The sequence below is a fragment of the Leptospirales bacterium genome (assembly GCA_019694655.1).
In the GTDB taxonomy this organism is placed as follows: Bacteria; Spirochaetota; Leptospiria; order Leptospirales; family Leptonemataceae; genus SSF53.
Window position 1 is genome coordinate 66,282 of sequence record JAIBBN010000003.1, and the last position, 22,016, is coordinate 88,297.

18 protein-coding genes are annotated in these 22,016 nt (G+C 59.0%); 10 read left to right on the forward strand and 8 right to left on the reverse strand.

Translation table 11 applies throughout. The features are described 5' to 3' along the window. The first annotated feature begins 34 nt into the window (after positions 1–34). Together K1X75_06210 and K1X75_06215 are read left to right on the forward strand one after the other, a co-directional pair. The gene (locus tag K1X75_06210) at positions 35–556 is read left to right on the forward strand and encodes an ECF transporter S component (protein MBX7057641.1); all 522 of its coding nucleotides are present in this window, start codon (positions 35–37) and stop codon (positions 554–556) included. Positions 557–589: 33 nt separating this feature from the next. Continuing rightward, the gene (locus tag K1X75_06215; protein MBX7057642.1) at positions 590–1,738 is read left to right on the forward strand and encodes an AI-2E family transporter; all 1,149 of its coding nucleotides are present in this window, start codon (positions 590–592) and stop codon (positions 1,736–1,738) included. A 20-nt stretch (positions 1,739–1,758) separates the two neighbouring features. Here K1X75_06215 and K1X75_06220 read toward each other — a convergent pair whose 3' ends face one another. Then, positions 1,759–2,055 (reverse strand): hypothetical protein, encoded by a 297-nt coding sequence (locus tag K1X75_06220; GenBank protein MBX7057643.1) that lies wholly within the window; start codon positions 2,053–2,055, stop codon positions 1,759–1,761. A 134-nt stretch (positions 2,056–2,189) separates the two neighbouring features. Further along, complete coding sequence (locus K1X75_06225) at positions 2,190–4,151, reverse strand: hypothetical protein (GenBank protein MBX7057644.1); 1,962 nt, start codon at positions 4,149–4,151, stop codon at positions 2,190–2,192. A 174-nt stretch (positions 4,152–4,325) separates the two neighbouring features. Between K1X75_06225 and K1X75_06230 the strand changes: the two genes are divergently transcribed. Genes K1X75_06230 through K1X75_06240 form a run of 3 tightly spaced genes read left to right on the forward strand, consistent with a single transcriptional unit; the run spans position 4,326 to position 6,969 of the window. Further along, positions 4,326–5,234 (forward strand): cation diffusion facilitator family transporter, encoded by a 909-nt coding sequence (locus K1X75_06230; protein ID MBX7057645.1) that lies wholly within the window; start codon positions 4,326–4,328, stop codon positions 5,232–5,234. 26 nt (positions 5,235–5,260) lie between these two features. Then, positions 5,261–6,211 carry an ABC transporter ATP-binding protein gene (locus K1X75_06235; GenBank protein MBX7057646.1) on the forward strand — a complete coding sequence of 317 codons (951 nt, stop codon included), beginning with the start codon at positions 5,261–5,263 and terminating at the stop codon, positions 6,209–6,211. Continuing rightward, positions 6,208–6,969 carry an ABC transporter permease gene (locus tag K1X75_06240; protein MBX7057647.1) on the forward strand — a complete coding sequence of 254 codons (762 nt, stop codon included), beginning with the start codon at positions 6,208–6,210 and terminating at the stop codon, positions 6,967–6,969. Before K1X75_06235 ends, K1X75_06240 begins: the two co-directional genes overlap by 4 nt. Positions 6,970–6,990: 21 nt before the next feature. On the opposite strand, the gene K1X75_06245 is transcribed toward K1X75_06240, so the two are convergent. The 6 genes from K1X75_06245 to K1X75_06270 all read right to left on the reverse strand — a co-directional run bounded on the left by K1X75_06245 (position 6,991) and on the right by K1X75_06270 (position 17,329). Continuing rightward, entirely contained in the window at positions 6,991–12,609 is a 5,619-nt protein-coding gene (locus K1X75_06245; GenBank protein MBX7057648.1) for an AAA family ATPase, read from the reverse strand. 6 nt (positions 12,610–12,615) lie between these two features. Continuing rightward, positions 12,616–13,404 (reverse strand): SDR family oxidoreductase, encoded by a 789-nt coding sequence (locus tag K1X75_06250; protein MBX7057649.1) that lies wholly within the window; start codon positions 13,402–13,404, stop codon positions 12,616–12,618. Continuing rightward, the gene (locus K1X75_06255; GenBank protein MBX7057650.1) at positions 13,401–14,078 is read right to left on the reverse strand and encodes a hypothetical protein; all 678 of its coding nucleotides are present in this window, start codon (positions 14,076–14,078) and stop codon (positions 13,401–13,403) included. The genes K1X75_06250 and K1X75_06255 overlap by 4 nt, the downstream gene beginning before the upstream one ends. Before the next feature lie 8 nt (positions 14,079–14,086). Continuing rightward, complete coding sequence (locus K1X75_06260) at positions 14,087–15,373, reverse strand: hypothetical protein (protein MBX7057651.1); 1,287 nt, start codon at positions 15,371–15,373, stop codon at positions 14,087–14,089. A 299-nt stretch (positions 15,374–15,672) separates the two neighbouring features. After that, a complete protein-coding gene (locus tag K1X75_06265; protein ID MBX7057652.1) occupies positions 15,673–16,101 on the reverse strand; it encodes a hypothetical protein in 429 nt (142 codons plus the stop codon). A 79-nt stretch (positions 16,102–16,180) separates the two neighbouring features. Then, a complete protein-coding gene (locus tag K1X75_06270; protein ID MBX7057653.1) occupies positions 16,181–17,329 on the reverse strand; it encodes a hypothetical protein in 1,149 nt (382 codons plus the stop codon). 356 nt (positions 17,330–17,685) lie between these two features. On the opposite strand from K1X75_06270, the gene ccoN reads away from it, so the two are divergent. The 5 genes from ccoN to ccoG all read left to right on the forward strand — a co-directional run bounded on the left by ccoN (position 17,686) and on the right by ccoG (position 22,015). After that, on the forward strand, positions 17,686–19,116 hold the full coding sequence (ccoN, locus tag K1X75_06275; protein MBX7057654.1) for a cytochrome-c oxidase, cbb3-type subunit I: 1,431 nt from the start codon (positions 17,686–17,688) through the stop codon (positions 19,114–19,116). Positions 19,117–19,128: 12 nt separating this feature from the next. After that, entirely contained in the window at positions 19,129–19,815 is a 687-nt protein-coding gene (locus tag K1X75_06280) for a cbb3-type cytochrome c oxidase subunit II (GenBank protein MBX7057655.1), read from the forward strand. 6 nt (positions 19,816–19,821) lie between these two features. Further along, a complete protein-coding gene (locus K1X75_06285) occupies positions 19,822–20,031 on the forward strand; it encodes a hypothetical protein (GenBank protein ID MBX7057656.1) in 210 nt (69 codons plus the stop codon). Between the two features lie 2 nt (positions 20,032–20,033). Beyond that, positions 20,034–20,576: a c-type cytochrome gene (locus tag K1X75_06290; GenBank protein ID MBX7057657.1), complete on the forward strand. Its 543-nt coding sequence runs from the start codon at positions 20,034–20,036 to the stop codon at positions 20,574–20,576. A 101-nt stretch (positions 20,577–20,677) separates the two neighbouring features. Then, on the forward strand, positions 20,678–22,015 hold the full coding sequence (gene ccoG, locus K1X75_06295; protein ID MBX7057658.1) for a cytochrome c oxidase accessory protein CcoG: 1,338 nt from the start codon (positions 20,678–20,680) through the stop codon (positions 22,013–22,015). The last annotated feature ends 1 nt before the right edge of the window (position 22,016 follow it).

Genomic DNA, 22,016 nt, shown 5'->3' on the forward strand with positions numbered 1-22,016 from the left:
GCCAGCCAGGCGCCTGATTCGACAGCCGGAAGCTATGCTGAACACGTCGCCCAGGAAACGCCCGCTGCGCCGCCTGATTTTTCCGATCCTGCTGATGATCGTGATCTACGTACTGCTGGGCAATGCTCGCAGCGTTGCCGAGAATCCCTTTTTTCCAGGCGCCAGCATCAGCGTAAACCGCATCGTGCCCGTGCTCGGCGGCGTGCTCTTTGGCCCCTGGGCGGGCCTCGCAGTTGGATTACTGGGCACCGCATTCAATGCAGTCTCCCCGGGCGGCGGCTACTTTGAATGGTTGAGTATTTTGCCGCATGCCCTGATGGGCCTCGCTGCCGGAATCCTGGCGCGCATGACGCCAACGCCGCTGCCGATGCTGGCCGTGTATCTGGGCATCGCCCTGCAGGCCGCCGCCTTCTGGATTGCAGGCGAGACCAGCTGGATCGAACTCAGTCGATCAAACTTTATCTGGCGTCAGCTGAGCGATGGATTGGTAACGATCATGGCAGCTCTGGTAGTGGCGGCGCTATTCCGCATTACTGCCGCCAGCGTACGCGATTGAATGGCCCATCAGTCTCTGCCAGGTGAGATCGCTATGGAAGAACAAAGTATGCCCGTTTCGCTGGAAAAACGCGTCTGGTTTGGCATGGCCCTGATCGGCGCTGCACTCACTTTCTTTTTTGCGCTGGGCTTCTATTTCTACACCATATTGCTCAGCCTGGCGCTGGGTCTTGCCCTGATTACGCTGGTGCGCAAGTTGCGCGGCGACCTTTCCAGCAAACTGGATCCCTATCGACTCTCTGAACGGCGTCGTCAGGCGCATACGATTGTCATTGCCGCACTCTGGATCATTTCCGCCGTCTATTTACTGCTTGTTTCTCTGGAGGACCTGAATCAGGCGCTCGATCGACTGCGGCCCGGTTCGCTGAGCTGGCAGACTTTTTACGATCAGGGACTCCGGCCTTTCTTGCCGCGCGAGGTGCGCACCAGCGCCTACTTTCAGGAGATCTTTCAGTCGACCGGCGACTATCTGGGGGCGCTGCTGCAGGCAAAATTTGCGCAGATTCCAACCGTGCTGTTCACCTGCCTGTTGATCATACCGCCAATGCTATTCCAGTACTTTCGCAGCGGTCAGGACCTTCGCCAGCGCATGGCACTACGCTTGCCGGAAGAGTTTCGCTCCAGCTTCGAGCAGGCCTGGTTGCGCACCGGGGCGCAACTCAATGACTATCTTACCGTCGCGGTTGCCGAGGCAACGGTGGTGGGCGCCATTTCCTGTCTGGGCTTCTACATTGGAGGCGTCAAGGGCTGGCTGATTCTTGGAGTGCTTGCCGGCCTTGCCAATATGGCCCCGGTTTTCGGGCCGATCATTGGCGCCATTCCGCCAGTGATGATCTCGCTGGCCTTGCGCGATCCGACCGCCGCCCTGATCGCGTTAGCTACCAGCGGCTTTGCACATGCCGTCGACAATCTGGTGCTGGTGCCGGTGATGGTAGCGCGCAAAGTCCAGGTCAATCCGCTGGCTGCAATGTTGCTGCTCTTGACCGGCGCCGCGGCCTTTGGCGCGATTGGCATTGTCTTTGCGGTCCCTGTCTATCTGGTCTACCGCATCATTCTGACCGAAAGCTACGGCGCACTGGTGCGCGTTTACGATCCAGGAATCGCGGCGGCCTTTGAATCGCGGCAGCAGGCGCTAGCGGATCAGCAGGCCCCTCAGCAGCAGTCACAACAGCAACAGCAGTAGTCCCCACTTTGTCGCGCCGCTCAACGTTGTAGCGGGGCCTCCGGAGAACGGCGGCTGAGATGTCCCTGCAGCGATCGGCGCAGTCCGAAACGACGGTCCACCAGCGGCAGCAGTGCGCCCTCAATGACTGCCGCCAGTACAAAGGGCGTGGCCAGCGATGCCAGCAGCAACGCGGCCAGCAGGGCCGGGCGCTGCCAGTTGGCCAGCGCCGCCATGCAGACAATGCCAGCGCTCCAGATTGCCAGCGAAAGGATCAACGCCGACCTTTGCAGGCGGCGGGCCCAGCGAGCATGCTGCAGAAAGCTTCGAATATGCATAGTGTTTCGCTCCCTGGCGATGCAGCCAGCATCGCGGATTGAATCTCTATGCAGTCAGACGAATCTGCGTTGCCTGTGGTTGCGACAAATTACGGTCCGAAAAAAGCGAACTTCGCGCCCGTCCGGCCGTCCCGCTATTGCTCGTCTTCGGCAAGCGTAATCAGCATGTCATCGGGGCCCAGATCGAAGGTCTCATCCTGCGGCGGAATCAAGCGCACGCCAAAATTGTTTTCCGGCGATTGCTCCGCGCCGCCCAGTCGGATGCCGATCAGCGTCTCGTTGCGCGCTCGCGCTTGAACGATGCACTGCGCATAACTCAGGCGCGCCGGCAGATTGCCGAAAAAGAGCGAGGCGGGTTTGAGATAGACCTCGGCGCCGTCGGCGCTGAATAGATCGTCATAGATCGCCATCACGTCCGGCTCCTGTGATACCTGGGCGACGATTCGAGAAACAAACTGATTGGAGATCAGAAAGTCGCGTACGCCTGTTTGCAGAACCAACTCAATATTTTCGGAGTCCATCACCTCGGTGATCAGTTTGGTGTCCGGCTCGCGACCGTTTTGCGCTGTCGTCTGTCGGAAGTGCTGGCGGAACTGCAACAGAATGGCAATGGAGTCAGCGTCTACTTCCTCGGCGCTTTCGCCGTCGCCGGCCAGCAGCAGGGCATTGTCATAGCTTTCTGGCTGCAGACGCGCCAGAATATCGGGAGAGTGGACGTCGGCTTGAATCAGTTTGATGCTCAGGTTGCTGCGCGATTCGCGCAGCGCATCAACGGCGGACTTGATCGTTTGCGTCGGCTGGGCGACAACGACATGGATTTCCGATCCGGGGCTGGCGTAATCGGCATATTCCCCGATGATTAGCGGCGTCTTGGAATTCCAGCCAACCAGCAATTGCTTTTCCGGCTTCAATTCGCGGCGTCCCTGCGGCAAGAGAGCGGGGGCCAGCGCCGGGCCAGCGTCCAGACAGCGAATGGTTGAATCATCCTCGGCCAGAACAATCGCCTCTTCGCCATCAACTGGCTTGTAGCTGGCCGGCGGATTCAGATGAATCTTGCCTTGCACGTCGCGAAAGCCAAGCAGCGCACAAGCGGGAAAGGCCAATTGCAGAAGGTCAAAGCTGCGGCCGCCCCAGCCGCCCGCGTGGCGATAAAAGTAAAACTCACAGCCTTCAAAGCCGACCAGATTCTGATAAACGACTGCCAGACCGGAGGTGCGCGAGGTTTGCACCAGCAGCCGCGCCAGAATCAGATCTTCGTGGATTGCCACGATTCGACCGGGCGCCAGAGCCTCTGCCAGCTTGCGATTGCGGTCCAGATGCAGTTCGGCGGCGATGGGCGGCGCCACATTGTCGCAGGCGGCCAGGATAGCCAGAATTGCCTTGAGGACGCGCGCATCGCCATTGGCGCGCGCATCGCGCGCGGCGGATGAACCGGCTTCATTCAAGACGACTACGCCGCGCGCTTCGCCTACCGCCATCTTGCGCAACGAATCGATGCTGGTGGTAGAGCCGCTGCGCGTAATGATGCGCGTCGATTTGCGGTCCTCGATGTGCTCCGCAAAGTAATCGTCCATTGTCTCTTTGTCCGCTTCGGCCAGAACGCCAATTGCCGCGTCGCGCTCCGATTCATTGGCGATGATCAACTCGCGTATCACCTCCACCGATCGATCGCGAAAGCCCAGAATCAACGTGTGCCCGCTCTCCAGCACTGCGCTCTTGCCCTTGCGCAATTCCTGGAGCCGCGCCTCAAATTGCTGCGTAATGAAGGCAACCAGGCTGGAAAAGAGGACCAGCCCCAGGCTGACAGTGGCAATGCCCCAGAATTTGTTCAGCGCGTTGGCGTCGCCGTCTTCGGCCACCGCTCCGGCGTCCGATATTTGTAAAAAGGTGCGCCACAGCTGATCATTGAGCGCCTGCAGGTTTTCGTCCGGCCAGATCAGGCCGCCCAGCAGTCGCAACAGGGCCATCGCCGCGTAAGCAATGGCGAACAGGCTGATCAAGGCCAGAAAGACGGAGAGACCGCCGCGGGCCATGAAGTTGTCGATCGCGTAGCGCAGGCGCGCGCCAAAGCTGGCGCGTTGTTTGGAAGATGACATCAGAGTGAGAGGGCTTTTCGCCCGGCGACTGTAAAGCGCTTTTCGCCGTGCTGACTGGCAGCAAGGCCTGGCGCGTTCCAGCGCAATCGCCTGCGAAAAATTCTTGAAGCTCAATCCGGCCGCCAGCCTGCTCGTCGCCGCCGCGGGCCAGGAAGTCTGCGATAGGAGTCTTACTTGTCCGGACACGATTCTTCGTTGCGCGCGATCTTTTTTGCGCTCTTTGCCAATCTGGGCATCGCTCTGGCCAAGGGCGCCGCGGCGTTCTATACTGGCTCCGGCAGCATGCTGGCCGAGTGCATCCACAGTACTGCTGACTGCGCCAACCAGTTGTTGCTTTTGCTTGGCCTGCGCCGATCGCGACTGCCGCCGGACGAAGAGCATCCGCTTGGCTACGGCAAAGTCGTCTATTTCTGGAGTTTCATTGTCGCCCTGTTGCTGTTTAGCGTTGGCGGGCTTTTTTCCATCTACGAGGGCCTGCACAAGTGGCAGAGTTCGGAGGCGGTCGAAAACCCATGGGTCGCTTTAATCGTACTCGGCGTATCTATCGTGCTGGAGTCGGTCAGCTGCTATGGCGCCTTGCGCGAAGCGCGCAAGTTGCGCGGCCAGCGCTCCTTCTGGTCCTGGCTTTCGCAATCGCGCAACGCTGAGTTGGTGGTTGTTCTGGGCGAAGACATTGCGGCGCTGCTTGGACTCAATCTGGCTTTTGCCTTTGTACTTGCTACGATGCTCAGCGGCGATTCGCGCTGGGACGCCGCCGGTTCTATTGCCATTGGCATTGTATTGCTGGCCGTGGCGATCTATCTGGCGCGACACATCAAGGGGCTCTTGATTGGCCGATCGGCAGATCCTGAGATGCGCGCCATGCTCGAAGATCATATTGCCCGCGACCCGGCTATCGAACGCGTCCTTAAGGTGCTTACTGTGCAGTTTGGTCCGGATGTGATGCTTGCGGCCAAGCTAAAGCTCGCATCCGACCTGTCCCTGGCCGAGGCGATAGACGCCATCAATCGACTGGAGCGCGAACTCAAGGCGGCCTTTCCGGCAGTGCGCTGGTCCTTTATCGAACCTGATATGCTCGACTGAGCGCTCCGTTGCGCCAGGTTGGTCCGATGGCTGCCGCTTTGAATTCGCGCCCTGAGACGATCCTCTCCATACGCGGATTGAACAAGATCTACAGCGGCGGGCTGCAGGCGCTGCAGGACATCCGCCTCGATATCCGCCGCGGCGAAATCTTTGCTTTGCTGGGACCAAATGGGGCTGGCAAGACCACGCTGATCAGCGCCATTTGCGGAATTGTGCAGATCAGCTCTGGGACCATCCTGGCTGATGGACACGACGTGGTGCGTGATTCGCGCGCCGCACGATCGATCATTGGCCTGGCGCCGCAGGAGCTGGCGACGGATGCCTTTGAGAGCGTGTGGGCAACAGTGCAATTCAGCCGCGGTCTTTTTGGCAAGCCGCCCGATGCGGCTTTCCTGGAACAGCTGCTGCGCGATCTGGCGCTCTGGGATAAACGTTCGGCGCGCATCATGACTCTTTCCGGAGGGATGAAGCGACGCGTGATGATTGCCAAGGCGCTGTCCCATGAGCCGCGCATCCTTTTTCTTGATGAGCCGACGGCGGGCGTCGACGTTGAATTGCGCCGTGAAATGTGGTCCATCGTGCGCCGACTGCGCGATCAGGGCGTCACCATCATACTGACCACGCACTACATTGAAGAAGCTGAGGAAATGGCCGATCGCGTTGGCGTGATTCAGAACGGTCGCCTGATTGTAGTTGAAGAAAAGGACGCCTTGATGCGCAAATTGGGCAAGCGTCAGTTGATCTTGCATTTGCGTCACCCGCTGCGATCAATCCCAGAAACGCTTTCCGATTTGCCGCTGCAGCTGGAAGGCAACGGCGAGTTGCTGGTCTTCAGCTATGATGCTGCGCGCGTCGAGAGCGGCATCAGCGAGTTGCTATCGCGTTTACAGGCGCAGCAGGTCGACTTCAAGGATATGCAGACCCGCGAGAGTTCTCTGGAAGAGATCTTTGTGAGCCTGGTAGGAGGCAAGCTGTGAATCTGTATGCCATCCGGGCTATTTATCGCTTTGAAATGGCGCGCACCGGCCGCACCCTTATGCAGAGCATCCTCTCGCCGGTGCTTTCCACCTCGCTCTACTTCATTGTTTTTGGAGCGGCGATCGGCTCGCGAATGACGGCGATCAATGGCGTAAGCTACGGGGCCTTCATCGTTCCCGGCCTGGTCATGCTTTCCATTTTGAACGAGAGCATCTCCAATGCCTCCTTTGGCATCTATATGCCCAAATTCACTGGCACGATCTACGAAACGCTTTCAGCGCCGATTTCCTTTGTCGAGGTGCTCTGCGGGTACGTGGGTGCTGCGGCCACCAAATCTTTGATCCTGGGCGCGCTGATGCTCGCGGCCGCCAGATTCTTTGTGGACTATCAAGTAGCGCATCCAGGCTGGATGCTATTCTACTTGCTGCTGACAGCAACGACCTTTAGCCTGTTCGGATTTATCATTGGCATCTGGGCCGACGGATTTGAGAAGCTGCAGATCATCCCCTTGCTGGTGGTAACGCCGCTGACCTTTCTGGGCGGCAGCTTTTATTCCATACAGATGCTGCCGCCGCTCTGGCAGACTGTCTCGCTTTTCAATCCGGTGGTATACCTGGTCAGCTGCTTTCGCTGGAGCTTTTTTGGATCGGCAGATGTCGACGTTCCGCTGAGCACAGCAATGATCCTGCTCTTCCTCTCCCTGTGTTTGGGCTTTGTCTGGTATGTCTTCCGCAGCGGCTGGCGGCTGCGTCAGTAACCGGCCGGCGCAGTCTGGCGCTCAACCGCCCCACAGGCGGCGCTCCAGGGCCAGCAGTTGTGCATCGCCTGGATAGGTATTGCGCGCGTCGGCCATCAGTGCGCGGGCTCGCGCGATTCGCCCGGCGCGTGCGCTCATTTCAATCAAATGCAGCAGATTGGGAATGTGCTCCGGCTCGCGCAGCAGCAGCCTCTCGCCTTCTTTGACGGCATCGTAGAATTGCTCCAGTTTTCCAAGGGCGACAGAAAGCGGAAAAAGGTAGCGAGTGAGGTGCGGATGCGCCGCCAGAAGGACGCTGCCTATTTCCGCCGTCCGTTCGTAGTCGTCGGCTTCGATAGCGCTTTCCAGTTCGGCAATGGTTTGTTTCATTACCTCCTGGTTCAAATCATCGAGCATGTTTTCACGCCAGCCCAGGCGCAGAATGGAAAGATCGTCGGAGGGATCGCCGTTTTGCAAGAGCGATCCAAAGACGCCGCGCAGGCTGCCGTCCTGTTCTTCAATGCAACGCAAAAAGCTGCGACCCTCGTCGCCCTTGTCATCGCCGCCGGAGGAAAATTCATCGCGCCCATCGGAGCCCAGGAATACCGCATCGCCGCAGCGCAGCGGCGTCACATCAATACAGGGAAACGCTGCCGGACGGTCATGACCCAGCTTGCGCAAGCGCTGACTGGCGAACAGGTAGCGCGCCCGGCCATCGCGATACAGCGCAATTTCCGGGTGCATGGCATTGATCGTGTACAATGAGCCGGTATAGTCATCGAGCAGTCCAAAGACTGCAGACATCAGCATACTGCCTTCGAAGCTTTCGAAGGCCTTGTGCAGCGCGAAGTAGCAGCGCTGCAGCCAGTTTTCGGGCGAAATATCGCGGTCCTGCTCCGCCGAGAGCGTATGCTGCACCATGGATTTGAAAACCGTACCCAGCACCAGCACGCCGCCGGCGCCCTGGATTGATTTGCCCATTGCATCGCCATTCAGAAATACAATGTAGGGTCGACCGCCCAGATCCATGTTCTCGGTGATATTGATATCGCCGCCCAGCTCCCACTGACGGTGGCGAAACATGAAGCGCTTCTTCTGGCGAACCATTGAATCTACGGAGGTATTGGCGCTGGATGCGCGGCTGCGACTGAGCGGCTCAATGAGCAACATGTTCAAGAAGTAGTCCATGTCCTGCTGTTCTTTCAGCTCGCGAACTTCATTCAGCGCTTTGCGCAGCTCGGCGGTCCGGTCCTCCACCTGCGACTCAAGACTGGTATAGAGACGGGCGTTATCCAGGCTGATGGCGATCTGCGATGTCAGGACATTGAGCAATTCCATCTGACCGCGATTGAATGCGCCAGCGCTGAGCGTATTCTCCAGGTAGACGGCGGCAACCAGCTTGCCGTGACGCAGAACGGGATAGCAAAGAACCGAGCGCGGCTGTCGGGAAAGAATGTAGGGGTCCTGAACAAAGAGTCCTTCGCGCGTGGCGTCGGCCAGCAGCACTACCTCTTCTGTTCGCAAAACATAGCGAACGATGCTGACGGCCAGCTCCTCCGTTTCTTCCAGCGGCGCATTGGCAAAGATCAGCGCGCCATCATTGCGGTTGGATGATGCGGCGACGCGCCAGCGTTCGCCGTCATGTAGCGTCAGGGCGCCGCGATCGGCGCCGGCTATCTCAAACAGAATTTGCAGCAAGCGATCCAGCAGGCGATCACTCTGAATTTCGCTGGAGATTGCCTGCGAGGCGCGAACGACAGCCTCCAGGTCCATGGCGCTGCCGGCGTCGGTCAATGCGTCATCGGTTGCCGAGAGACCGGCGCTTTCCGGGTTTTCTCCAATAAAACGGGCCAGGGTCGCCGCCGCCTGGACGGCCAGCGGTCGGCTGCCCCAGGTGCGGAAGGCGCCCTCCGCCAGTTGCAAATGCATGACGGCATATGCCTTTTCCTCCTGCGCGGCGCAAAGCTCAGCAAGCAGTTGGTGGGCGATTGCTTCCTCCAGCCAGAAGCGATTGTTTCGCGCCAGTCGTTGCGCTGCGTAGAGCTTGCTACGGGCTCGGCGGGTGCGGCGTTGTAATTGGAGCAGCAGGGCATGAGCAATGGCCGCTTTGTGCCCGTAGTTTTCCGGGCAATTGGCCGCCCAGCTTTGCAGCTGCCGCACGCAGCGCGCCAGTTCGCGACGAAGAGTCGCCCGCTTCCAGCCGCGGTGTTTCGCCGCTTGCCGGGCCGCAATCAGCGCCTGAAAAAAGCAGAGTTCCGGAATGAACATCATTCCCAGCATCGCGCCGCTGAGCGGCAGCGCCAGACGCAGATAACGGTCGGCCTGCGTCAGGTCTCCAAAGAAGTACTCCAGTCGCGCTTTGCAGAGATAGTAATCGAAAAGGGCATTGGCATTGCTTGATGCCAGCCATTCGGGCAATGCGCTTCGCTCATCAAAGTAGTCACCCTGCAGCAGCAGCAAATCGCTGGCCTGTCCGCGCAGATTCTGGATGAACTGCTTGTTCAACTGATACAACTGGTAGGCGTTGTACTGCTTGAGACTCTGGAACAGATCATCGTGTCGGCGAAAGCTCTGCAGAGTCTCTTCCAGATTGCGACGCATCAAGGACATCTGGAAATGCATATTATTGAGCGCGTAGGAAGTGTACTGCAGGTCGCCATTGGCCAGCCCGCTTTCAATGGAGCGGCGAAAGATTGGCTCCTGTTCGCGCGCCGCCGTGCGCCAATGGGCGATCATTGTGGCGTGGATGAAGAGAACGCGGCATTCGATGGCCCGGGCGCGATCGCCGAATCGCTCGAGGGTTTGAATGGCCAGCTTTCCGAGTCGTTCGCCCGCCCGGTAGTTCCCCAGTGCGGCGCACTGCAATACGCCAAAGGTGGCGTAGGAAAAAGCGGTCAATGGCGCAGCGCCATAGCGCAACGAAAGGTTAACCATTTTCAGGACCAGCAGCGGGAAGAGCGCGGGTTCGCCAATGTAGGCAGCTGCCAGACTGGCGTTGAGAATACGAATAGCAGCCCGCGCCCGGACCTCTCTCATCTCGCCAATTGCGGAGAGGCTTGTGATCGGTCGACGGCCCCGTCGCCGCCAATAGCGGAGCAGTTCCAGGATCAGATTCCAGCGGCCGGCCCGGCGCGGCAGCGGCGCCTCCAGTTCGCGCAGTGATTCGCGCAGTTGCTGCAGCGCTTCGGTCATTCGATTCTGACTTACGTACATCGAAGCGCGCAGTTCAAAAATCGGCGCCTTATCGACGGCGTCCCTGGCATGGCGAAGGATCACATCGAAGGTGGACTCCGCCGCCTCGTAGTCTTTGCTCAGGTATTCCGCCGCCGCTTTGCCGGAAAAGAGCCCAAGCGATTCCGTGTAGCGCTGCAGCCAGGCATCCTCGGGTAAAAGGTCGATAGCAACCTTGTAGTAGCCCAGGGCAGCGTCATAGGCCGTTGCCGCCAGCGCCCGATCAGCCGCCGTATGGTTCAGGCGCAATCCCTGTTCGCGCTCATCCGCATCGCGCAGCAGCGGCAGCGCCTGATTCAACTGGGTGACGACTGTAAAGATGTGATCTTCAAGTCGAAACTGATCGAGCATCGCCAGGTAGCTTCGGGCGATCAGTAAATGCAGCCGCATGCGTTCATTGGAGTCGATCAGAGCATAGGTTGCTTCGCGAATCTTGTCGTGAGCAAAGTTCGCGTCGTTTTTGCCAAGGCGCAGGAATCCCTCGTTGGCCAGGCGGACAAGCGATTCGGATGATTGCTCCGGATCGTTCGTTTCAATTTGCAGAAATACGTCGCGACGAAACCATGCGCCCACGCAAGCAGCAACTTTCAATACCTGTTGATCGACTTCGCTTTGCAGACGAATCCGCTCGATCATGAACTCCGCAACATTGGCGGAGATGTGCGCCTGCTCGACCTCTTCTGCGTTCCAGACCCATCCGGCGCCTTCGTAGCGGAGCAGCCGCTTTTGATAGAGGCTGCGAAAGACCTCGCCCACAAAGAAGGGATTGCCCTTGGTTCGATTGTAGATAAGCGTCGCCAGCCCGAGGGCCCGCGACTCTGGCAGCCGAAGCGTGTCTTGAACCAGCTGCGCAACGTCGGCCTCCGTCATCGGCGGCAGAGAAATCTCCAGCAGCGGCGCATCGCTACTGCGCAGCGATTCGAGCAGCTTGCTCAGCGGGTGGCTGTCATCGACCTCGTTGTCGCGATAGGCAAGTATGAACAGCAGGTGACGGATTTCGCGATTCCCCAGCGCGGACTCCAGCAGTCGAAGGCTGGCAGCATCGGCCCATTGCATATCATCCAGAAAGATTACGCTGGGATAGGACCGGCTGCCAAAAGCGGCGATGAAGCGCTGGAAGAGAATGTGAAAGCGGTTTTGCGTCTCCTGAGCGGACAGCGCCGCCAATTCGGGCTGCGGTCCAATGAGCGCCGAGAGCTCCGGAATGACGTCAATGATGGCGCGGCCGCCGTCGCCCAGGGCCTCCAGCAGGCGCTGCCGCCAGTAGTCTACGTAATCGGCGCTGCCGGTTAGAATTTGCCGAACCAGAGACTGGAAGGCGCGCACCAGTCCGCGATAGGGGACGTCGCGCTTGTAGCTATCGTACTTTCCATCGCCAAACAATCCGCGCGCTGCAATGATCGGCGCCTGCGCTTCTTGAATCAGGACCGATTTGCCAATTCCCGAACGCCCCGATACGAATATCGTTTCCGTGCGGCCGGCTCGCGTACGCTCGAAGGACTGTACAATCTGCGCTACCTGCAGGCTGCGGCCGTAGAGCCTTTCGGGCATTGAGAAGCGGCTGCTGCGGTCGCGCTCGCCAACTGCAAGCTGCAGATGATAAAGGCCCTCTTCACCCCTGTTCTCCAGCTCCTGCTGACAGAGCAGAAGATCAAAGAGCAGTCCATCGGCGCTCTGGTAGCGATCTTCCGGATTCTTTTCCAGGAGTCGCATGGCGATGGCTGAAAGCGCCGGCGCCGCGCCCACTCGCTCAGCCGGAGTTGCCGGCGTGCGAGCAATGTGAGCATGGATCAAACCGAGGGGGTCCTGGACCGAGAAGGGGGCGTCGCCGCACAGATAGTGATAGAAGATGGCCCCCAGCGAATAGAGATCGCTGCGATAGTCGACGGAGCGACTCATTCGGCCCGATTCCTCGGGCGACATGTAGGCCAGCTCGTCGCTTCGGGAGAGGTCCAGCAGCGGCGAGGGGCTTCGACGCTCGAGAAAGGTAGCGGCGCTGAAATCAAAGAACTGAATGCTGCCGTTGACCACGTTGTAGAGCATCGCCGCCGGTCGCATTGCCGAGAGCACGGCGCCACAGCTGTGCAGCCGGGCAAGGGCATGCGCCGCGCCGGTGACAATATCTAGCGCCAGGCTGTTGTCCCCGGGCCCTGGCGGCGGCAGCGGCGTTCCTCCGCGGTCTTCCAGGATCAGGCTGAGGCCGCGCGCGCCCTGCACCAGTCGCGGCGGCGTGAGCTGAAGCTGAGCGTACAGTTTCTGCAGAAATTCGTATTCCTCGCGCAGTCGCTTTTCTGTTTCACTCTGCCGCGGGCCGGGGATGCATTCGCGGACCAGCTCACTGCCGCCGTCCGTTTCGACGCGCAGCAGTTGCAGGCCATTGCGCTGTGCCAGGATAGTTCGCTGCGGACTGTCTACGGGAACATGCGCCATGGCCAACTACCACTTGCCGGCGCTGAACCCTCCATCCACGGGAATCACGGCGCCTGTTACATAAGACGCAGCAGGAGAGGCCAGCCAGACTACAGTGTCAGCTATTTCTTCCGGCGCCGCAAATCTTTTCATTGCTGTAAGATCCAACTTTTTCTGCGTACGCTCTGGATTGGCCTGCAGACGTTCGGGACTGTTCATTCCGCCGAGTACCGGTCCGGGCGCGATGGCATTGATGCGAATCTGCGCTGGGGCCGCCTCGATGGCCGCTGCCTTTGTCAGCGCCAGTACGGCGCTCTTGGAGGCGCAGTAGGCCGCCTGAGCGGGCAGAGCGATCAGGCCGGCGACCGAGCTATTGTTGATGATGGCGCCGCCCTTGCCGCGCGCCATCAATCCAATTTGCGCCTTCAGGCAATAGAAGACTCCGTTGAGATTGATGGCAATGATACGCTGCCACTCGTCGATACTCATTTCGGCGACGCTCAGATGCTTGCTGGCAGTTGCGCCGGCATTGTTGAAGGCTACGTCGAGGCGCCCTTCGCATCCGGCAATGTCCTCGTGCAAATTACGCACGGAATCCGCGTCGCTCACATCGCAGCGGATGAAACGGTGCGTGCGATTGGCGCCGAGGGCGGCCAGCGCTTCCCGGCCGCGAGTTTCATCGCGTCCGCTGATAATTACCAGGGCGCCCAGGGCGGCAAAGCGCCGGGCAACGCAAAGGCCCATGCCGCTTGTGGCCCCCGTGACCAAAATGACCTGATCGGCAAAGGCGTCTTTCGATTGCGAGGCTTCGCTCATTCCCAGATCCGATCGCGGTCGGCGTCATTTTCGATGCGTTGCAGGAGGTCCAGAGTCACCTCGGCCAGCGCATCAATCTGGTAACGCACGCCAAGCTCGGTCATGGCCTGGCGCTGGAAACTGAAGGGATGGGCGATGTTCATGGCAATGAAGGGCGCCCGCGCCGCCCGCGCGGCGCGAGCAATCTCTGCTTCTTCATCCATAAACAGCGTCTCGCGCGGATCAAGTCGAAAGATATCGTAAATGATCTGGCGAACGCCCGGCCGGATATCGCGCGTTTGAATATAGCCAGGCCCGTCAAAGTAAGCTTCCAATCCGCGCGTGTTGGCGTCGAAGTAAGAGCGGTCGGCGCCGCCGTAACAGACCACGCGGTAACCGCAGCCGCGCAGTAAATGCAGCATGGGCTCCAGTCCCGCATTGCGACGAATGCGCCGACTGCTTTCAAAGGCGCGGCGCTCCTGGTGATAGAGATTGACAATGTCCTCCTCCGTATGGGCAAGCCCGTAGCGTTCGACCAGGAATCTGGCGGCATGACGCTGGGGCCTTGCAAATACGTTGGCCTCAACCTCGGCGCTGTAGGATACGCCCAGCTTTTCCGCTACAGCCAGGGTGATAGGCGCCAGAATGTTTTCCAGGACCACGCCGTCGAGGTGCAGAAAGACGTAGCGAATCACCCGTCCCCCTACACAATCTGACGGCGCTCAATCAGCCGGCCGTAGCGGCGAATGGCTTCAGCCAGATTCTCGCTGCTATTCTGACTGATCTCCAGAATTTCAAAGCCAGCGCGGCGCTGATCGGAGGCGCTGCCATCCTCAGAGCTCCAGGCGCACCGGCAGCGGCCGTGGACGAAGCCGATGTTCTCGAATTGCATAATAAAATCGAGCGGTTGAGCATCGCCCGCCGGCGGCTGATCTTTTGCGGCCCCTCGCGCCGAGAAGCCGCCCTGAGAAAAGTCGAGCAGCGCCGATTGCCATTCGTGTTCTTGCTCATTGTCCTGGTAGTGGATGCAAATCTTCCGCTGTAAGTTGGGGGGCAAGGCAAAGCGCATGCTGCGATCCGAGTCCTCCGATTGCTGCGATTTCAGCCGACGATACAGTTTCAGAGGCAGTATGGTGCTGGAGGCCTGGACGCGACTGATTTCCTGGCCGTCCTGGTAGGCGCTGAAATGCATCAGTATGGCTCGCCACATTCCATCCTTGTCGACCTTCAGGGTGGCAGGTTCGGCAATCAGCTTAATTGGAAGATTGATGCGAGCGTATTGTAGAAACTGACTGCTGAGCGAATCCAGAAGGAAGGTTACGCCTTCGACAGGTACATTGCCGAAGACGTGGTGGCAGGCGATTCCAAACTGCCTTGCCGCCTCGGTTATGTGCATGCCGGAGATGTGTTTGAGATTGGGCGGAGCAAAGAAGCCATGATCCTCGGGGATAAAGAGACTGGCATAGAAGCGGTCCACAGGAAAGCGGGCCCCGGATCGACACAGGATCTCCGATACGAGCGCTCGCTCCGCGGCGCTGCTGTAGAGTTCAAAAAGTTTCAGTGCGCGCAGGATTTGCAGCTCTTGCTCCTCATTCAGCGAGTCGGACAGCCAGTAATGGTCGGCTGGCGATTGCAGAGAGTAGATCGAACGCAACAGCTCCTGCGTTTCCGGGTTTGATTGCAGCTTTGCCAGCATGCCATTGGCCTCGGCGGCGTTCAGCTGTAGCGGAAGACCGCGCAGCAGATAGGCGGGGCCGTTGCGGCCGGCGCCTTGCGCATACAGGCGTTGGAGAACGATAAGCTCGTCGGCGCCAATCCGATCGCTCAAATGGGTTTCGAAGAAATCGGCATCGATTTCCCGCGGCAATTCCCGTCGTATGTTGGCCACAAATGAGTCGCTTTGATAGTATGTACGAGTGTAGTGATTGCTGACTATGCGCGGTCCATAGGCGGTATGTTGGGCAATCCGTTCGGCAACTTGTACGGTCATGAGGGCCTCCACAGATGAATGGCCCCGATGCTAAGCGACAGCGCTTCCGGCGCCAAGCGCAATTTTACAATTTGTCTTAGTTTGGCAGTGTATAGTTAATATGACTTGTAAAGGTACTTTTTGAAATAACAGCGATTGACCATGGGACGGGCCTCAGCGGCGGCGCGGGGGGTGGTCGGGATGCGGGTCGCCGGGAAAGGGTGGCGTAGCGGCGCGGGAGGGAAAAGGGGCAGCGGACGGTGGAAAGGGGCGACCTGCGAGCCAGGCTTAGCGCCAGGCCCGCGGGTCGTCCGCCTGGGTCAATGGTGCATCATGCCCATTTCGGCGCAGGCTTCGGGCATATGACCGCCCATCATGTCGCTGCAGGCGGCGCCAAGCATGGCGTCCATACAGGCCTTGGCCTTTTCCAGTTCGGCGCGTGTCAGCGGCCGAGCCGGTTCGTCGCTTCCGGCGGCCGGCTGACGCGACTGGGCCACTGAGGCTTCGAAGCGCGCCTGACAGGCATCGCCGCCTGGCATCATGCGTTCCGCCATCTCACGCTGTGCAGCTGGCAGACTGGCAAGCTGCTCACGCATACACGCGCTCATCTTGTCGCAAACTTTCTGGGAATAGCCCTTCATTTCGGCAGCAGCTTCCTCTGCGGAAACGGGGGCGTTGGGATCTTTGGAGCAGGCTGCAAAGAGCGCCAGAAGGGCGGCTGCAGTCAGCGCCAGGGTTGCTTTGTTCATACCTGGCAACTCGCGGCCACTGCTGGCGTGGCAATCGTAAATTGAGTGGCGCTTTGCAAATCTGTGGCGCCTCGCCCCCTCAGGGCGTGCGCGCTTGATTCTCCAGGACAGCGCCGCCCTCCGATGGCGGCGCCTCGCGCACGATTTGCTGAATCTCGCCCAGCGCAAAAGTGAAAGTCTGCGCGCCGCACTTGAATTCAATACTGCTGTTAGCGGAAAACAGGACTGCCCCGTAGCCGCCCACTTGAGCGTTCAGCGCCGGAGACGCGCTACCCGGTCGCAGTGATTCGATTTTTCCCGGCTCCAGGCGCAACGGTTCCAGACTGTCTGCGGCAAGCGCTCTGCCCTGTATGCTCACGATCTGTCCAATAAAAAGAGCGCCGTCGCTGGCGCTCAAATAGAGCGCCTGGGGCGCCGCTGGCGCTGGCGTCGCATTGCCCTGAACAGAGGCGATTTGCGCCCAGAGGACCTTGCGCACGCTGGCCCCGCGCAGCTCCAGTTCAGCGTCTGCCGGCAGCGCGCGGAAGTGCGAGCCATCGACCAACCGAACCTCGTACATGCCTTCGGTGCGAACAATCGATGCTACGCGCTCCGCTGGCGTTTGCAGCTGGCCGCGAATTGTGCTGAAGCGTAGCTGGCCTTGCAACTGGCCTTCGATGCTTTCTCCGCTTTGCAGCTGCACTGAGGGCGTCAGACTGCGCGCCAGAAAATCAGCAAAATAAAAGCGATGTCGAGCGGCATCGGCGTCGCTGTAATAATCCATGACAATTTCAACGCGGTCTACCGGGGCGCTTCCATTGTAGCGCACTACGTAGAATTCCCCTTCCTGACCGTTACGCGAAATATTTTCGTAGGGTTGGCTGACATCAATGGCGCCGAGCTGCGTTTGGCCGCTGAACAGGGCGACCGAGGCCTTGTCCACGGTATCGGAATAAAAGCGCAGTGCGCGCAGCGCCACCGGCGATTTAAAGCGAAAGCTGAAGGTCACCACCTCGGACTGGTGGCGGACAAAGCTGTCCAGCGAAGAATCGAGAATTGCAACATCGCGACCTTCCGCTGGCGCGCTGCTGGAGTTGAGCTCAATTTGAGCGGCAGAAACGGCCGCGCCCAGCGCGCCGTGCGCTCCCAGGTTTGGCGTGGCAACAGCGCCCGGGCGTCCCTGCGCCAGCGCCGGTTGACTGAAGCTCAGCGCCGCCAGAAGCAGGGCCAGAAGTTTCCAGAAATGCATTGAGTACGCTCCGCGATCCAACAGACCGCTGCGGACGAGGGACGCTGCCAGTGGCGTCGCGTAAATCAACAAAATGCTCGAAGACTGGCCTTTTTTCCGGGATTTGCCGGCGGCGCTGACGGAAGTCGATCAGTCTAGAATCGCAGAGTATGTGCCGACGCTCATCATTTCCTTGCGATCGAATGCGTTTCGCCAGCTCGCCACGCAATACGGCCTCGTAGAACTACGGGGCGGCGCTGCCGCCTTCTGATACCTTCTCTCAAATCCTGATTTTTTCGCTCTTTGCGCGGCTTTTGGCTTGATAGGGGCCGCTGCTTCCAGGGCGCTGATTGCATCCTCTCAACGGAAGGATTTGAATGCAGCAACCAGAATACGACAACAGTATCGTTCGTGGCTGGGTAATCAGCGCTATCGTTTGGGCGGCGGCCGCATTGCTTGTGGGCGTGCTGATCGCTTTCCAGATGGTATTTCCCGAACTGAATACCTCTCTACCCTATTTTAGCTTTGGTCGACTGCGGCCATTGCATACCAACGCCGCCATCTTTGGCTTCACCTTGAGTTTGGTGTTCGCCACGATGTACTACGCAGTCCCGCGTCTATTGAAGACCCCGCTGTGGTCGCCCGTGCTCTCCCGGGTCCATTTCTGGGCCTACATACTGACCATTATCTCCGCCGCCATTACACTGCCGGCCGGTTATACACAGAGCAAGGAATACGCCGAGCTGGAATGGCCGATCGATATCCTTATCGCCCTGTGGTGGGTGGTCATGTGTATCAACTTCTTCATGACCATTGCCAAGCGCAATGAGAAGCATCTCTATGTAGCCATCTGGTTCTGGATTGCCACCCTGGTGACCATCCCGATCCTCTACATCGTAAACAATCTGGCAATTCCCGCCGGACTGCTGAAATCCTTCTCTGTCTACTCGGGCGTAACCGATGCCAACATCCAGTGGTGGTATGGCCACAACGCCGTGGCCTTTGTGCTGACCACGCCGATTCTGGGCATGATGTACTACTATCTGCCCAAGCACACGCGGCTGCCGATCTTCAGTCACCGCATCTCGATCATCCACTTCTGGTCGCTGATCTTTATCTACATCTGGGCCGGCCCGCACCACCTGCTGTACAGCCCGGTGCCCGGCTGGGCGCAAACCCTGGGCATGGTCTTCAGCGTGGCGCTGATTGCGCCTTCCTGGGGCGGCATGCTCAATGGCTTTTTGACGCTAACCCAGGCCAAAGAGAAGCTGCGCACCGACGCCACCCTGAAGTTCATTCTGGTGGCGCTGACCTTCTATGGCATGTCCACTTTTGAAGGTCCGATGATGTCGATCCGCGCCGTCAACGCGATCTCGCACAACACGGACTGGACCATTGGTCACGTGCACAGCGGCGCCCTTGGCTGGGTGGCTGGCATGTGTTTTGTGGCGCTTTACTATCTGGTGCCGCGGCTGTGGAATGCGAAGCTCTACAGCGAACGTCTGGCAGAAGTGCACTTCTGGCTGGCAACGGCCGGAATTCTGTTCTACGTAGTATCCATGTGGATTGGCGGCGTTGCTGAAGGACTGATGTGGCGCGCTGTCGACGCCATGGGAGAACTGCAATACCAGACCTGGGCGGAAATCATTGATCAACTTAAGATCTACCGATTCTTCCGCGGACTGGGCGGTCTGCTCTTCCTCAGCGGCTTCCTTGTCATGTGCTACAATCTGGTAAAGACGATCCGCGCTTCTGGCGAGGGATTTGAGCCGGTAGATCTGCGCGAGGCGCAGCCTGCTCGCGCTTAACAGGAGTCCATAATGAGCGAATCGAAAATACCAAAAGAGCTTACAGTCTACGAAAAGCTCAGCGCCAAACTGGATTCCAAAGCGCTGCGCTTTACCATCTTCACCACGATCGCCATACTGATTGGCGGTCTGGTGGAAATTCCGCCCTTCTTCATGATGGGCCAGGTGCAACCCACGGACCAGCAAAAGCCGTACAGCGCGCTGGAACTGGCCGGTCGCAACGTCTACCAACAAGAAGGCTGTTTCTACTGCCACACGCAATTGATTCGCCCCTTCAAGTGGGAGACGGATCGCTGGGATAAAGCCCGTCAGTATGGACCGGAGCCTTATTCCAAAGCTGGCGAGTTTGCTTATGATCATCCCTTCCTGTGGGGGTCGAAGCGCACCGGTCCGGACCTTTCGCATGAGTCCACCATCCGTCCCAGCGCGGCGTGGCACTACGATCACCTGCGCAATCCGCGTGCAGCGGTAAGCCAGTCGATCATGCCTGCCTATCCATGGCTGGAGAAGACGCCGATCGATGTCGCCGAGACGCTGGCCAGCATGCGCGCCCTGAGCGTTGTTGGCGTGCCCTACAGCGATGCGCAGATTTCGGCGGCCGAGAGCGAGCTGGCCGGAAAGACACAGGCCGATGCGCTTGTCGCCTACCTACTGAAACTGGGACGCGACAGTGTGGCGCCACAGGCTGCCTCACGGTAAGCGTCGATGGACGAGTTGTTGATCGGAATCTACAAGGGTTTGCGTTTGCCGCTGCTGGGCATGGTGTTGTTGTTCATCACCTGGTATATCTACCGCCCGTCGCGCAAACGCGAACTGGAGCAGGCTCGCTTTGATATGCTCAATGACGAGCTGGACCCTGAACTGGGCGAACGCGCCCGTATGGCCGCCGAGGGGCGCGCCCAGGAGGCGAACTGACAATGGCAGATAGAAAAGAATATCGTGATGACGAAGAGATCTACGAGGGTCGCGGCTGGCTTCCCACGTGGTGGACAGTGATGCTGTGGGCTGGCTTTGCCTTTGCTGCTGTCTATAGCATCTACACCCATGGAGTCGCTGGCTGGTCGCAGGAAGCGCAGTACCGCGAGGAAAGCGCCGCCATCGAAGCGCTGCGTCCCAGAACAGTGGCCACGCTGGGCGAAGATGGCGCCAATCCGCTGCGCGGCGATGCCGCGGCCATTGATCGCGGTCATAAGACCTTCCTGGCCAACTGCGCTGCCTGTCACAAAGAAGATGCTACCGGTAATATCGGTCCCAACCTGACTGATACGACCTGGTTGCATGGCAATACGGACCGCGCCCTTTTCGCGCTGATCATGGAAGGAGCGCTTACTCCGGACACCTGGAAGCAAAATCCTCCCAAGGGACCAATGCCGGCGCACAAGGACCTGCTTGGCGCTCAGAAAGTGTTGGAGGTCATGTCCTATCTGGCTACATTGAATACAAGTTTGAAGCCCAGATAAGCATGGCGCGCTGCCAGACAGCGCACAATCGATGCAGGAACCGTCCGTCTCCCTGGCCGCTGTAGCCGGGAGACGCGGCGGGGATCGCAGGGGAGGGCCGGATGGTAATCGCCAGGCCAATCGAAGGAAAACACCGCTCAATCAAGAATCGAATCAACTATCTGCTATTCGCCCTGTTCATGGGGCTTCCCTTCATTCGAATTGGCGGCGTGCCGCTGGTGCTGCTCGATATCCCGGCGCGCAAGTTTCATATCTTTGGCCTTACCATCTGGCCGCAGGAGCTGTACTTCCTGCACATGCTGGTCATCTTTCTGGGCCTCTCGCTTTTCTTTTTTACGGCGTTGTTTGGCAGGATCTGGTGCGGTTACGCCTGTCCGCAGACAATCTTTACTGATGCTTACAATTTTACCGGAAAGCTGATCGTCGGCAGCGCCTTTGGCAAGCCGACGATGACTGCGCTGGATCGGGTCAAGCTGGCTGTGATCTGGCTGCTGCAGTCTTTCTTCTTCAGTTTCATCTTCCTCGCATACTTTGTACCGTTTGAGGAAATGTTCCGTCGCCTGGCGCATTTTGAAGTATTTGCCGCCGGATCATCGCTGCCCGCCTTCTGGGTATTGGCCCTGGGCGCTTCCACGGCAGTAGCTTTCTTCAACATGTTCTACTATAGAGAGAACCTCTGTCGCTATGTTTGCCCTTATGGCCGCTTTCAGACGGCGCTGCTCGATCGGCACAGCCCGATCGTCATGTACGATTTGAAACGCGGCGAGCCGCGACGCGAAAAAAAGCAGAAGATCGGCGACCACGGCGGGGACTGCATCGATTGCGGCATGTGTGTTCAGGTTTGTCCGACGGGCATCGATATTCGCGATGGTCTGCAAATTGGCTGCATTACCTGCGGGTTGTGTGTCGATGCCTGTGCCCAGGTGCTTTCGCGCTATGACAAGCCGACGCTGATCGACTACCGCACGGTGCATGAAAGCGAAAATCCGACGATTGGCCGCCACCGTCCCTACTTTCGGCCGCGTACATTGGTCTATGGCATCCTGATCAGCATCACTATCGTAAGCTTTGCAGTGATGCTCTATTTGCGCACGCCCATCTACGCCGCCGTATTGCGCGACCAAAGCATCCCTTCCGCTTTCATTCCGGGCATCGGCTACCAGAATGTCTTTGAAATCCATGTCGGCAACAAGTCGGCCAATCCGCTGAACCTTGACCTGCGCCTGGAAAGCGATCGCGGTCTGGAGCTGGCCTCAACGCAGGAGGGCTTTACGGTCCCGCCGGAAGACCTGACCAGCATGCGCGTCGTAGTGCGCTATCCATCGCCAGCCCCGCAGGCGGCGGGCGCGGCGCCTGTGACCTTTGTATTCCAGGACCGCGACAACCCCTCCAACGTGCAGCGCGTCAAGGCCAGTTTCAATCTGGTCTCGGTGCAGTAGG